The sequence below is a fragment of the Streptomyces sp. NPDC001507 genome (genome assembly GCF_042894765.1).
Lineage (GTDB): Bacteria > Actinomycetota > Actinomycetes > Streptomycetales > Streptomycetaceae > Streptomyces.
Genome location: NZ_JBIAVV010000010.1, coordinates 260,356 through 273,458 on the forward strand (window position 1 = coordinate 260,356; position 13,103 = coordinate 273,458).

A 13,103-nucleotide genomic window follows, 5' to 3' on the forward strand; every position below is an offset into this window, starting at 1 on the left:
ATAGCCCGCGTCTGCAACTATTGTGAACGCACGCAAAGCGCACCTGCAATCGTCTGGGAAGGTCCACTCTCCATGCCTCTCGCGCTTCTGGCCCTCGCGATCGGGGCCTTCGGAATCGGAACGACCGAATTCGGGATCATGGGCTTGCTGCCCGAGGTCGCGGGTGACTTCGGGGTCTCCATCCCGACCGCCGGCCTGCTCGTCACCGGCTATGCGCTCGGCGTCGTCATCGGCGCCCCGTTGATGACCGTGCTGGGCACGAAGGTTCCCCGCAAGCGGATGCTGATGCTCCTGATGGGCTTCTTCATCGCCGGCAACCTGCTCACGGCTGTGGCCCCCGTCTTCGCCGTCATGCTGATCGGCCGAGTGGTCGCCTCCCTCGCCCACGGCGCCTTCTTCGGCATCGGCTCGGTCGTGGCGGCCGAACTGGTCGCCCCGAGCAAGAAGGCAGGGGCCATCGCGATGATGTTCACCGGCCTCACCGTCGCCAACGTCATAGGCGTCCCGCTGGGCACCCTCGTGGGGCAGCACGCCGGCTGGCGCGTCACCTTCGGGATCATCGCCGCCCTCGGCGTCGTCGGCCTGGCCGGCATCGCCAAACTGGTCCCCGAGCTGCCCAAGCCGCAGAACGTGCACCTGCGGCACGAGCTGGCCGCCTTCAAGAACACCCAGGTCCTGCTCGCCATGGCGATGACCGTCCTCGGCTTCGGCGGGGTCTTCGCGGCCATCACCTACATCGCGCCGATGATGACCCATGTCACCGGCTTCGCCGACGGCTCGGTCACCTGGCTGCTGGTCCTCTTCGGCCTCGGCATGGTCGGCGGCAACCTCATCGGCGGCAAGTTCGCCGACCGCGCCCTGATGCCCATGCTGTATGTGTCCCTGGGCGCCCTGGCCGTCGTCCTCGCCCTCTTCACGCTCACCGCGCACAGCAAGATCGCGGCCGCCGTGACCGTGGCTCTCATCGGCGCCCTGGGCTTCGCCACCGTCCCGCCGCTCCAGAAGCGCGTCCTGGACCAGGCACACGGCGCTCCGACCCTGGCCTCGGCCGTGAACATAGGCGCCTTCAACCTCGGCAACGCCCTGTCCGCCTGGCTCGGCGGCATGGTGATCGCCGCAGGCTTCGGCTACACCTCCCCCAACTGGGTCGGCGCCGCCCTGGCCGCGGCCGCCCTCGTCCTCGCCTTCCTGTCGGCCGCGCTGGAACGCCGCGACAGCGTCCCCGGCGCGGTGGTCACCGGCGGCACGCCCGCAGGACAGCGGGCGTCGGTCCACCACTGACCGCCCGCATCTCTCACCGCACACCAGCAGCAACCAAGGAGAACCATGAGCACCACCACCGTCGCAACGCTCACCATCCAGGACGCCGAGTTCCTGGTCACCGAGGCAGGCCGTGCCGCCGAGGCCGCCGGGGTCACCGTCAGCGTCACCGTCCTGGACGCCGGGGGCCATCTGCTGGCCTTCCGTCGGGACGACCGCGCCGTGCTGATATCCGGTGAGACCAGCACCCGCAAGGCCTACACGGCACTCCAGCTGAACACGCCTACCGCCGACCTCGTCGACGCCGTGCAGCCGGGAGGCCTCTTCCACACCCTGCCCACGGCGCTCGACAGGCCGCTGCTGTTCATCGCGGGCGGTGTCCCCGTCCGGCGCGACGGCCGGCTCATCGGGGCGATCGGTGTCGGCGGCGGTGCGCCCGACCAGGACCACGGCTTCGCCTCCGCCGCCGTGACTGCACTCGCCTGACAGCACCTCGCTCGACGGCGGACTCCGGCTCCCCCGGGGAAGCCGGAGTCCGCCGCGGTCGAAGGCTGCTCAGCCCGCCGCCACCGTCAGCGGCGCGAACCGCCGTGTCCAGTCGCCCGGCAACTCCGTCATCCCGTAGGTCATCACCGAGTTCTCGGCGACGGAGACCAGCCCGCGGGCCTTCGCCCAGGCCAGCAGTTCCTCGTGCCGGACGTCGATGTCTGTTCGGAGCGGGCGGTCGGTACGGGCGGCAAGCGAGGAGATCAGGGACTTCGCCGTCTCCGTGTCCTGGGCGATCAGCGGTCCGACGACATGTGTGTCCATGTTGGGCCAGGCGGCCGCGTACCCGACGATCCGTCCGTCGTCCACGGCGACCCGCAGCAGGTCCGAGAAAGCGGGCAGCCGAGTGATCAGCAGGGTGCGGTCGGCGCCGAACACCTCCTCGTCCAGCCGGAGGATGGAACCGAGGTCTTCGGCGGTGGCCGCCCGGGTCACCACCCTCGGCTCGGGCCCGCCCGGCGTGAAGGGCCCGCTGAGCATCTCCGAACGTCCCGTGACCTTGAATCCCAGCTCCTCGTAGAGCGGTCGGCCGTACGGCGTCGCGTACAGGGTCAGGGGAGTCGTTCCCATCACCGAGACGATGTGCCGCATCAGCCGGCGCCCGATGCCTTGGCGGGCGTGCCGTTCGGCGACCAGGACCATGCCGACGGCGCCGAGATGCGGGCGTTCCCCCGGGCCGTACTCCGTGATGACGCCGGCGGCGACCAGACCTCCGTCGGGATCGTCGATGCCGTATCCCTTCCCGGCCGTGAGGAGCAAGCGCCACTTGTGTTCCTCACGGGGCCACCCCCGATCCTCGGACAAGTCGGCGCAGGCGCTCAGATCGCGTGGCGTCAGTCGGCGGATGGGCAGAGGACCGTCGGAAGGAGTTGACACGCAGGTCAGGCTTGCCGACCGAGACCCTTGGCGTCCACCCGTTTCAGGCCGGACACACGTGCTTTTGGCCATGTCGTAGTACGCCGCTCAGCCTCTGGACAGGTGCGGGACGTTTCACGTGAAACAGCGCCGGATGGCCCCCGTGCGTCGCCGCGCCAAGGAGCCATGGAGGCTGCCCGATAACCTCGGGCCCATGGCGAGACTTCACCTCTTCGATCTCGACGGCACATTGCTGCACGGCACCTCCGCCCCTGTCGAGATATCCCGTCAGCTCGGCCTGGAAGCAGAGACCATCGAGCTTGACCGGGCGATTTCGGCTGGACGGATCGATGCGCCGGAGTACGCGGCGCGGGTGTACACCCTCTGGGCCGAACTGACGGACGCCCATGTGACGGCGGCGTTCGACGGGGCGCCGTGGCTGGCGCGTATCCGGGACGTCTGGGCCGAGATCAGGGGATCGGGGGACTACTGCGCGGTGGTCTCGCTCTCGCCTTCGTTCTTCGTCGAGCGTCTGCTGGACTGGGGAGCCCACGAGGCCTTCGGATCCCGCTTCCCGGCAGTGCCGTTCGCCGAGCCCGTGGACCCGGCGGGTGTCCTCACCGCCGCGGCCAAGGTGACGATCGCGGACCGCCTGTGCGAGCAGTTCGGGGTCGGTCGGGCGGACTGCGTCGCCTATGGCGACTCGATCTCGGACAGGGACTTGTTCGGCGCGGTTCCGGTGTCCGTGGCGGTCAATGCGGACGGACATCTCGCCGGACTGGCGACGTACTCGTACACAGGACGGGATCTATGGGATGCCTATGAATTGGCGTGCGGCGCCCGCTAATTGAGGGAACCGATGGTTCGCCCGTTGCCGGTTTTACTCGGGGATACAGGGGGGACTTGTGTGCGGGGCGACGGCCGGTAGGGTCGACTCCGGTTAACGTCCGGGGCCGGACGCTCCCTGCGGGAGTGATTGCGTCCCATGTCACACTCTCGCCTTACTTGTCCGTACACGGGGGAATCGCGGGTTGAATGTGGTCGTGTCGGCCACCTGGCCCGACTGGGGAGAGCTAGCCGTCATCCGGGGGAAAGCAGGCACCTTCCGAGAGAAGTGTGCAGACCGACCGCAAGATGTTCGAGGCGAGGGCACACCATGGACGCTCCGACCACCACGTCGGCGGGCAACGACGGGGCCGGCGGAGGGAACTGGTTCACGTCGCACGACAGGCCCGCGGTGGATCCTTCCGCCGGGCCTCCGGCCGTGGTGCCGGGCGGCGGGCAGGAACCGCCCCAGAGCCGCCCTCTCGTGCCCGCAGAGTCCCGGGAGCGAATACGGTCGGCGACGGAGCCGGCGCGCCGTCAGGGAGCCGCTCAGCCCCCGCCTGCCGGACAGCATGCGGCACCCGGCTCCTTCGCTTCCGCGCCCGGGCACCCCGCACCGGGATCCTCCGGTCAGCGCGTCCCGCCACAGCGCAGCACACAGCAGTCCCAGGACGCCTCCCCGGACGCGGTCCGTATCCGCGGCACCATGGGCGAGATCGGCCCGATCGCCGACAAGGTCACCTCGTACTTCTACGCACTGCTTTTCGTCCGCCACCCCGAACTGCGTCCGCTGTTCCCGGCCGCCATGGACACGCAGCGGGACCGGCTGCTGAAGGCGCTGCTCACCGCGGCCGAGCACATCGACAACCCGCCCGTCCTGGTCGAGTACCTCCAGAACCTGGGCCGCGGCCACCGCAAGTACGGCACCCGGCCCGAGCACTATCCCGCCGTCGGCGAATGCCTCATCGGCGCACTGAGCAAGTACGCCACGGGCATCTGGGACCGCGAGACGGAGGCGGCCTGGGTACGGGCGTACACGACGATGTCCCAGGTGATGATCGACGCCGCGGCCACGGACGAACTGCGTGCCCCGGCGTGGTGGCACGCGGAGGTCGTCGCTCACGACCTCAGGACCGCGGACGTCGCGGTGCTCACGCTCCGTCCGGACCAGCCGTACCCCTTCCTCGCCGGGCAGTACGCGAGCCTGGAGACACCGTGGTGGCCGCGGGTGTGGCGGCACTACTCCTTCGCCTCCGCGCCCCGTTCGGACGGCCTGCTCACGTTCCATGTGAAGGCCGTCCCGGCCGGTTGGGTCTCCAACTCGCTGGTGCACCGCGCCCGCCCGGGTGACGTCGTCCGCCTCGGTCCGGCCGGTGGCTCGATGACCGTCGACCACACGCGGGACAACGGACTGCTCTGCCTGGGCGGCGGCACAGGCATCGCACCCGTCAAGGCGATGGTCGAGGACCTCGCCGAACGCAGCTCGCGCCGCCCGGTCGAGGTGTTCTACGGCGCCCGTACCGACCACGACCTGTACGACATCGACACCCTGCTCCGGCTCCAGCAGAGCCATCCCTGGCTCACGGTCCGTGCCGTAGTCGACCAGCGGGCGCACGTCCAGCTCCCCGACGCCATCCGCGGATACGGCCCGTGGACCGAGTACGACGCCTATCTGTCCGGTCCGCCCGGCATGATCCGCAACGGGATCCCCGCGCTACGGGCCGCCGGCATCCCCGCGCACCGCATCCGGCACGACTCGGTCGAGGAACTGGTCGTCGCCGGCGACTGACCCGTCACCCGAGATCGGGAGCGTGCATGGCCCGCACGCCCTCGATGTTGCCGTCCAGGTAGTGCCGCAGCGACAGCGGTACGAGGTGGACGGAGGCGATCCCGACGCGGGTGAAGGGGACGCGCACGATCTCGTACTCGCCGGCGGGCTCGTCGACTTCGGGGCCGTGCCGAAGGGCAGGGTCCATGGACTCCAGCCGGCAGACGAAGAAGTGCTGCACCTTCACACCGGTCGTGCTGCCGCTGTCACCGATGTGCTCCACGGTGTCCACGAAGCAGGGCACCACGTCGGTGATCTTGGCGCCGAGCTCCTCGTCCACCTCGCGGTGCAGGGCGTCGACGACGGTGGTGTCCTCCGGCTCGACCCCGCCACCAGGCGTAACCCAGTAGGGATCGACACCGGGCTTGGTGCGCTTGATCAGGATCAGGTCGTCGCCGTCCAGGAGAACGGCACGGGCGGTGCGCTTGACCACGGGTCGGACGGTCATGGGAGAAATGTGGCCCAGCTGGTTCCACGTGAAACATCGCGAAGCGCCACCGTACGGCCGCACTGCGTCAACGCCGCGGGATGTGCTCAGGCCCAGTCCGCGGACGCGTGCTGCAGCCACTCGTGCGCCCGTGCTACATGGGGCATGGCGAGCGTGCCGGTGCGCACCACAAGAAAGTACGTCCGAAGCGGGGGTACCGCAGGATCGTGCAGTGCCACGACCTCACCGCGTTCCAGGGCGGCCGTGCACAGATAGCGGGGCAGCACGGCGAGGCCGGCACCCGCGACCGCACAGGCGAGGACCGCGCGCAGATCCGGCACCACGACCGTGCCCGAGGCGGCAGGGCGCGTGTCGAAGACGGAGCCCCAGTAGCGCGAGACGAACGGCAGCGACTCGTGGACCTCGACGACCGGGAGGTTCTCCAGGGCGGCCGCCCCCTTGCCGGCCACGGCGCCGGCGCCGATCTCCGCGGACCAGCGCGGAGCGGCGACCAGTACATGCTCCTCGTCGCAGAGCGCGGTTGCGGTGAGCAGGGGGCCGCGCGGCCGGACCGTACTGATGGCCAGGTCGTGGTGACCGGCGGACAGCCCCTCCAGGGTGTCCTCGGCGTTCCCGAACGAGGCGCGCAGCGCGAAGCCCTGGCCCCCGTCCCCGGCGAGTTCCGCGAGAGCTGGGAGGGCGCGCTCGGCGGTGAACTCGGGCGGGCCGGCGAGGTGCAGGGTACGCACCGAGGAGTCGTCGTCGAGACCGCGCTCCGCTATCTCCACGAGGGCGTCGAGATGCGGGGCGGCCTTGTGGGCGAGTTCGTCGCCGATCGTCGTGGGGGTCACCCCGCGGGCCTGGCGCAGGAAGAGCGGTCGGCCCACTTGCCGTTCCAGGGTCCGGATCTGCGAGGTCACGGCCGGCTGCGAGAGGCCGAGCAGGGCGGCGGCGCGGGTGAAGGAGCCGGCCCGGTGCACGGTGACGAAGGTGCGCAGCAAGGCCAGATCCATCGCACACTCTCCCGTTCCGCCTGCCCTTTCGGGCCTTCGGGCAGGCCTCAACTATAAATAAGTCGATAGGTCTCTGTCGCTACAGTGATTGGACACTGACGCATAGTCAACTAGCCTTGGTCGCGCGGTTCTTGGCTCGCGGGAACCGGGACGGTCCGAGCCACGAGGGGGGAGGCTCGGACCGTCCGTTATGCGTAGCCGGACCCGTGGTGGCGTCCGTAATCCGGTCACCGGTCCGACTCGTCGAGCGCGCGCAGCACATCGGCCACGAGATCCTCGGGATCCTCGGCCCCGACCGAGAGCCGGACGAAGCCGTCCGGTACGTCGTCCCCGCCCCAGCGCCGCCGCCGCTCGGCCGTGGAACGCACCCCGCCGAAGCTCGTGGCATCGTCGACCAGTCGCAGGGACTCGAGAAAACGCTCGGCACGCGCACGCGTGGGCAGCGTGAAGGAGAGCACCGAGCCGAAGCGCCGCATCTGCTGCGAGGCGATCTTGTGCGCCGGGTCGTCGGACAGCCCCGGGTAGCGCAGGGCGGTCACCTCGGGCCGCTCGCGCAGCGCCTCCGCGAGCAGCAGGGCGGTGGCGTTCTGCCGGTCCACCCGCAGCTGGAGGGTGGCGAGGGAGCGATGGGCCAGCCAGGCTTCCATGGGTCCGCAGATCGCCCCGATGATCTTCCGCCAGCGGCGTACCGCGGCCATGGCCTCCGCGTCGCGCCCGGCGACGTACCCCAGCAGAACGTCCCCGTGGCCGGTGAGCTGCTTGGTGCCACTGGCCACGGAGAAGTCGGCGCCCAGCGCCAGCGGCCGCTGGCCGAGCGGGGTGGCGAGGGTGTTGTCGACGGCGACCAGGGCGCCGCGCGCGTGTGCCGCCTCGGCCAGCCGCCGGATGTCGCAGACGTCCAGCCCGGGGTTGCACGGCGACTCGATCAGCAGCAGCTTCGCGCCGTCCAGGACGTCGAGCTGGGCGTCGCCGGCGGTCGGTGCGGTGCGCACCTCGATGCCGTACGCCTCCAGCTGGGCACGGACCAGCGGCAGCACCTGGTAGCCGTCGGAGGGCAGGACGACCGCGTCACCGGCGCGCAGCTGGGAGAACAGCACCGCCCCGATGGCCGCCACACCGGAGGCGAACACCAGCGTCTCCACGTCCTCGCCGGGTGACTCCAACTCGCCGATGGCCCGCTCCAGATGGGTCCAGGTCGGGTTCTCGTCACGGCCGTAGGCGTACGGCCCGCTCACCTCACCGGGCAGATGGAAGTGCGCGGCGAAGACCGGCCCGGGCAGGGTCGGCTCGTTCTTGACCGGCTCGGGCAGTCCCGCCCGCACCGCGCGTGTGCCCTCGCCCATGGCTGCCTCGCTCATGCCGCCGTTCCCTCCACTTCGGCCCGTACCGCGGCGAGCAGGCCCGCGCTCGCCGCCTCCACCATCTCAAGGCACTCCTCGAAGCCGTCCAGACCGCCGTAGTAGGGATCCGGTACGTCCAGGTCGTCACCGGCGGCCGGGTCGTACGAGCGCAGCAGCCGCACCTTGCGCGCGTCCTCCTCGGTGGGAGCCAGGCGGCGCAGGGACTTGAGGTGCCCGGAGTCGAGGGCGATCACGAGGTCGAGGCGGGCGAACCAGGACGCCTGGAACTGACGGGCGGTGTGCTCGCTGTCGTAGCCGTGTTCCTGGAGGACACGGACGGTGCGCGGATCGGCGCCGTCGCCCTCGTGCCAGCCGCCGGTGCCGGCGCTGTCGGTATCGACAAGGTCGTCGAGCCCGGCCTCGGCCGTGCGGGCACGGAAGACGGATTCGGCCATCGGGGAGCGGCAGATGTTGCCGGTGCAGACGAAGCAGACGCGGTAGGTCATCGGGAGCTCAGTCCGTGTCGGGAAGGATCATGTTGAGGGCCCAGGACACGACCGAGATGATCAGACCGCCGAGGACGGCCGTCCAGAAGCCCTCCACGTGGAAGCTCAGGTCGAGCTTGTCGCACACCCACGACGTCAGCAGCAGCATCAGCGCGTTGACCACCAGGGTGATCAGGCCGAGTGTGAGGATGAACAGCGGGAAGGTCAGGATCTTCACGATCGGCTTGACCAGGAAGTTGACCAGGCCGAAGACCAGGGCGACCAGGATCAGCGTCCAGACCTTCTTGGTGGTGCTGTCGCCGGTCAGGGTGATCTTGTCGAGCAGCCATACGGCGACCGCCAGGGCGCCCGCGTTGGCGATCGTCTTGACTACGAAATTCTTCATGTGTCTGATCGTGGCAGAAGAGATCGGATACGAGCAGTGGGGCGAGGGTGGCGAAGGCGATGAAGGCATTCCGGCTGGACGAACTGGAGGCGGAGCGCGCCGCCAACGACGGGGCCTACCTGCAGTTCCTGCGGGAGCGGAACATGTCGGTCGGCCTCTACGCCCTCGATGCCGGCTCGCGCGACCCGCAGCAGCCGCACAACCAGGACGAGGTCTACTTCGTCGTCAGCGGTCGTGCCGCGATCACCGTCGGCATGGAGACCACTCAGGTGGCGCGGGGCAGCGTGGTGTACGTGCCGGCGGGGGTGGCCCACAAGTTCCATCACATCAGCGAGGATCTGCGGGTTCTGGTCGTCTTCTCTCCGCCTGAGGCCTGACCCCGGGCCTCGGGGTTCCCTAGGGGACGGGTCAGGGGAGGACAAGGGATCCAGGGCCCCCGCACACCCCTTCGCGGCTCTAGCATCGGGTGCAGGACATCGCATCGTGCGGGACGCACGAGACCGTACGTGCCGGAGCGCACGAGAAGGCGGAGGACAGGGCAATGCGAGAGATCTTCACGGGTCTGCCGTGGTGGGTGAAGTGGATCGCGGTGCCGGTCATCGCGCTGGTGGTGTTCGGCGGTCTGATCACGGCCGTGATCAGCTGGGTGGTCTTCCTCCTCTTCAAGCTCCTGATCTTCGTGGCGCTGGTCGGCGGACTGATCTACATCGTGCGGAAGTTCATGTCGAACTCCTCGTCGAAGAGCGACTGGTGAGGACCGTGGGAATCGGTGGCCGGTAACAGGAATCACCGGTTCCCTCGGGCGGGGGAAGTTTCCCGTAGGGGCCGACCGGGAGCGGCGGCGGACGGTTAGAGTCGCTGACCCCCTCGCGCTCCGGGAGTGACCCTTGGCCACGCTTGACGCCACCTCCGCACCCACGGAACACCCTCCGCCTCCGACCCAACGGAGTTCGGGCACACCCCCCGTGCAGCGGCCGGCCTCTCCGGCCGACTCCGCGCAGCCGCATTCGGCCACCCTCATCGGCTCCGTGCAGCGTGCGATGCGCCTGCTGGAGTGCGTCGCCGGACACGAACACGGCGCACCCGCCAAACAACTCGCCCGCGAGACCGGGCTGGCCCTGCCCACCGCCTACCACCTGCTGCGCACCCTGGTCCACGAGGGCTATCTGCGCCGCGACAAGGGGCTGTTCTTCCTCGGTGACGCGGCGGAGCGGCTGAGCAGCAGCGGAGCGCAGCAGAAACGTCGCAGCGCCGTCGTCGACACCCTCGCCCACTGGCGGGACTCGATCGGTGTCCCGGTGTACTACGCCATGTACCGGGACGGCGAGATCGAGGTCATGACCGTCTCCGACTCCCCGGCCATCCCGGCGGTCGAGGAGTGGGCCGACTTCCGCGAGACCGGGCACGCGCACGCCGTCGGCCAGTGCCTCCTCTCCCAGTTGGATCAGGACGTCCGGCGCGACCATCTCCGCCGCTATCCCGTGCGTCACCTCACCCCGTACACGGTCCGTGACGAACAGACGCTGCTGCGCCGGCTGGAGCGTGTGCGGCGGATGGAGCCGGTGGTGGAGCGCCAGGAGTACACGCTGGGGACGGTGTGCGCGGCGATCCCCCTCACCGTCGGCACCACGGCCGCCACGATCGCCATCTCGCTCCCACTCCACCAGGCCGACCGGCTGCTGCCCGCCGTCCGGCAGTTGCAGGCCGAAGTGGGCCGGCACATGGGGTCCCTGGCGATCGCTATCAGTATCTGAAAACTCACTCCTTGTGATCTCCCGTGTACTTTCAGCAAGATTTGACCACCATCAAGGGATACATCCCGGCCAGTCGGTGCCATATGACGGGGTAGGCAATGCGCGAGTCCGTACAAGCAGAAGTCATGATGAGCTTTCTCGTCTCGGAGGAGCTCTCCTTCCGCATCCCCGTGGAGTTGCGCTACGAGACCTGTGATCCCTATGCCGTCCGGCTCACTTTCCACCTGCCCGGGGATGCTCCGGTGACCTGGGCCTTCGGCCGGGAGCTGCTGATCGACGGGGTGGGGCGGCCGTGCGGGGAGGGCGATGTGCACATCGCGCCCGCCGATTCCGAGGTGCTGGGCGAGGTGCTGATCCGGCTTCAGGTCGGCGGCGACCAGGCGGTGTTCCGGTCCTCCGCGCCCCCGCTGGTGGCCTTCCTGGACCGCACGGACAAGCTGGTGCCGCTCGGACAGGAGGGTTCGCTCGCCGACTTCGACGCCCATCTCGACGAGGCTCTGGACCGCATCCTGGCCGAGGAACCGAGCACTGGCTGAAGCGTTACGGCACGGAGCCGCGCGCCGCTCGTCCGAGCCGCGTGAGGACGCGCAGGAACGCTTCTGCGTGCCCCTGGGCGCCGATGGCGGCCCTTGCCGGAACGCTTCCCCCACCGCGTCGGCGCACGGCTCGCGCCCCCACCTCGTGGACGGCCTTCTCCCGGGCCGTCCACCGCGGCTCACCGCTTCCGGCGCCGCCCCCGCCCACCGCGTGCCGTGGTCGGCCCGGCTGGTGCGGCCTCCGCGGACAAGGCCGTCTCGGCGCCCGGCCGGTCGGCCGACACCACCAGGGCCGCGAGCAGCGTGGTGACCGGCACCGAGGCGACCAGGCCGATCGAGCCGACCAGGGTGCGCACGATTTCCTCGGCGACCAGTTCGCTGTTGGCGACCGTGACCACACTGCTCTGCGCGATGGAGAAGAGCAGCAGCAGGGGCAGTGCGGCGCCCGCGTAGGCGAGGACGAGGGTGTTGACGACGGAGGCGATGTGGTCGCGGCCGATGCGGATGCCCGCCCGGTACAGCCCGCGCCAGCCCATCGTCGGGTTGGCCTCGTGCAGCTCCCAGACGGCCGAGGTCTGGGTCACCGTCACGTCGTCCAGGACACCCAGCGACCCGATGATGACACCGGCCAGCAGCAGGCCGCTCATGTCGATCGAGGGGTACAGGCCATGGATCAGGCCGGTGTTGTCGTCGGTGTTGCCGGTGAGGGCGGCCCAGTCGATGAACTCCGAGCCGAGCAGTCCGATCAGGCACAGCGAGACCAGCGTGCCGAGCACCGCCACCGAGGTCCGCGCCGACAGCCCGTGGCAGATGTACAGGGCGATCAGCATGATGGCGCTCGACCCCACCACCGCCATCAGCAGTGGATTCGAGCCCTGCAGGATCCCCGGCAGGATGAACATGGTCAGCACCAGGAAGCTGACGGCCAGCGCGACCAGCGCCATCACACCGCGCAGCCGGCCCACCACCACGACGGCGAGCGCGAAGATCCCGGCCAGCAGCGCCATCGGGAACTTCCGGTTCACGTCGGTGACCGAGTACTGCAGGTCCTTGGGTGCGGACGGCTCGTATGCGGCCACGACCTGCTCGCCCTCGTGCAACTGCCGTGACTGGTCGGGCTGCACGATCTCGGTGAAGGTACGGCCCTTGTCCTTGCCGGTGTCGACCCGGACCGTGGCCTTCTTGCAGGTGCCGCCCTCCTCCTTCGAGGAGGTGCCGTCGGAGGTCGAGGTGTCGCCGATCGATCCGCCTCCGGAGGCGTTGACCGACTTGCAGCTGACCGAGACGACCTTGGTGACCGTCGCCGCCTGCGTCTGGCGGTCGAAGCCGACACCCGTGCGTTCGTGCGGCGGGGCGCCGCCGGGCCACAGCACCACCAGGCCGACCACGACCGCGGCGGTGAAGGGGATGAGGATCGCCGCGATGACCTTCCGCAGGTGCTTGGAGACGGGGGCGGCGGGGCCGTGGCTGTGGCTGTGCCCGTGCGAGTAGCCGTGACCACCGCCTGGCCCGGAGCGGCCCTGGTCGGGGCGGGGAGCGGGCGAACGGCCGTGAGCCTGGCCGTGGGACGAGTGATGCTGGGTCTCACCGTGGCCGTGGGCATGGCCGTTGTCGTGATGGTGGGCATGGCTGAAGGCCTGCCCGGGGTCGTACGGCTCGCCCTGCCCGTGGATGTGTCCGTCACTGGCACCACGGCCCCCGTGGCCGGGGCCGCCATCCTGCGGGGCGCCGTTGCCGCGCCGCGGGTCGGGGGGCGGATAGGGGTGCTGCTGTGTCGAGGTCACCGCCCGATCATCGCAAGAACGGTAGGGGCCCTCTGTTCACCGCG

15 protein-coding genes are annotated in these 13,103 nt (G+C 69.8%); 8 read left to right on the plus strand and 7 right to left on the minus strand.

What is annotated here, in order from left to right:
• The first annotated feature begins 72 nt into the window (after positions 1-72).
• Together ACFY0K_RS30990 and ACFY0K_RS30995 are read left to right on the plus strand one after the other, a co-directional pair.
• On the plus strand, positions 73-1,281 hold the full coding sequence (locus ACFY0K_RS30990) for an MFS transporter (protein WP_390642581.1): 1,209 nt from the start codon (positions 73-75) through the stop codon (positions 1,279-1,281).
• 45 nt (positions 1,282-1,326) lie between these two features.
• Positions 1,327-1,746, plus strand: coding sequence for a heme-binding protein (locus ACFY0K_RS30995; RefSeq protein ID WP_390642582.1), 420 nt, complete (start codon positions 1,327-1,329; stop codon positions 1,744-1,746).
• 69 nt (positions 1,747-1,815) lie between these two features.
• Here the strand turns inward: ACFY0K_RS30995 and ACFY0K_RS31000 are convergent, their stop codons facing one another.
• Complete coding sequence (locus ACFY0K_RS31000; protein WP_390642583.1) at positions 1,816-2,682, minus strand: GNAT family N-acetyltransferase; 867 nt, start codon at positions 2,680-2,682, stop codon at positions 1,816-1,818.
• 193 nt (positions 2,683-2,875) lie between these two features.
• Between ACFY0K_RS31000 and ACFY0K_RS31005 the strand changes: the two genes are divergently transcribed.
• Both ACFY0K_RS31005 and ACFY0K_RS31010 read left to right on the plus strand, forming a co-directional pair.
• Positions 2,876-3,508 (plus strand): HAD family hydrolase, encoded by a 633-nt coding sequence (locus tag ACFY0K_RS31005; protein ID WP_390642584.1) that lies wholly within the window; start codon positions 2,876-2,878, stop codon positions 3,506-3,508.
• Between the two features lie 684 nt (positions 3,509-4,192).
• Positions 4,193-5,275 (plus strand): globin domain-containing protein, encoded by a 1,083-nt coding sequence (locus ACFY0K_RS31010; RefSeq protein ID WP_390642585.1) that lies wholly within the window; start codon positions 4,193-4,195, stop codon positions 5,273-5,275.
• A 4-nt stretch (positions 5,276-5,279) separates the two neighbouring features.
• Here the strand turns inward: ACFY0K_RS31010 and ACFY0K_RS31015 are convergent, their stop codons facing one another.
• From ACFY0K_RS31015 to ACFY0K_RS31035, 5 genes are all read right to left on the minus strand, one after another.
• Positions 5,280-5,762: an NUDIX domain-containing protein gene (locus ACFY0K_RS31015; protein ID WP_093500896.1), complete on the minus strand. Its 483-nt coding sequence runs from the start codon at positions 5,760-5,762 to the stop codon at positions 5,280-5,282.
• Positions 5,763-5,848: 86 nt separating this feature from the next.
• A complete protein-coding gene (locus tag ACFY0K_RS31020) occupies positions 5,849-6,754 on the minus strand; it encodes a LysR family transcriptional regulator (protein ID WP_390642586.1) in 906 nt (301 codons plus the stop codon).
• Between the two features lie 227 nt (positions 6,755-6,981).
• Positions 6,982-8,112, minus strand: a complete 1,131-nt coding sequence (locus ACFY0K_RS31025) for a cystathionine gamma-lyase (RefSeq protein ID WP_390642587.1) — start codon at positions 8,110-8,112, stop codon at positions 6,982-6,984.
• Positions 8,109-8,600: a low molecular weight protein-tyrosine-phosphatase gene (locus tag ACFY0K_RS31030; protein ID WP_390642588.1), complete on the minus strand. Its 492-nt coding sequence runs from the start codon at positions 8,598-8,600 to the stop codon at positions 8,109-8,111. The genes ACFY0K_RS31025 and ACFY0K_RS31030 overlap by 4 nt, the downstream gene beginning before the upstream one ends.
• A gap of 7 nt (positions 8,601-8,607) precedes the next feature.
• Complete coding sequence (locus ACFY0K_RS31035) at positions 8,608-8,985, minus strand: phage holin family protein (RefSeq protein ID WP_351956854.1); 378 nt, start codon at positions 8,983-8,985, stop codon at positions 8,608-8,610.
• 59 nt (positions 8,986-9,044) lie between these two features.
• Between ACFY0K_RS31035 and ACFY0K_RS31040 the strand changes: the two genes are divergently transcribed.
• From ACFY0K_RS31040 to ACFY0K_RS31055, 4 genes are all read left to right on the plus strand, one after another.
• Positions 9,045-9,362, plus strand: a complete 318-nt coding sequence (locus tag ACFY0K_RS31040; RefSeq protein ID WP_382731226.1) for a cupin domain-containing protein — start codon at positions 9,045-9,047, stop codon at positions 9,360-9,362.
• A 164-nt stretch (positions 9,363-9,526) separates the two neighbouring features.
• Entirely contained in the window at positions 9,527-9,739 is a 213-nt protein-coding gene (locus ACFY0K_RS31045; protein WP_089100495.1) for a DUF5326 family protein, read from the plus strand.
• Positions 9,740-9,872: 133 nt separating this feature from the next.
• Entirely contained in the window at positions 9,873-10,739 is an 867-nt protein-coding gene (locus tag ACFY0K_RS31050) for an IclR family transcriptional regulator (RefSeq protein WP_390642589.1), read from the plus strand.
• Between the two features lie 98 nt (positions 10,740-10,837).
• Entirely contained in the window at positions 10,838-11,275 is a 438-nt protein-coding gene (locus ACFY0K_RS31055) for an SsgA family sporulation/cell division regulator (RefSeq protein ID WP_093500910.1), read from the plus strand.
• A gap of 179 nt (positions 11,276-11,454) precedes the next feature.
• Here ACFY0K_RS31055 and ACFY0K_RS31060 read toward each other — a convergent pair whose 3' ends face one another.
• Positions 11,455-13,059, minus strand: a complete 1,605-nt coding sequence (locus ACFY0K_RS31060; protein WP_390642590.1) for a YibE/F family protein — start codon at positions 13,057-13,059, stop codon at positions 11,455-11,457.
• Positions 13,060-13,103 lie beyond the last annotated feature (44 nt).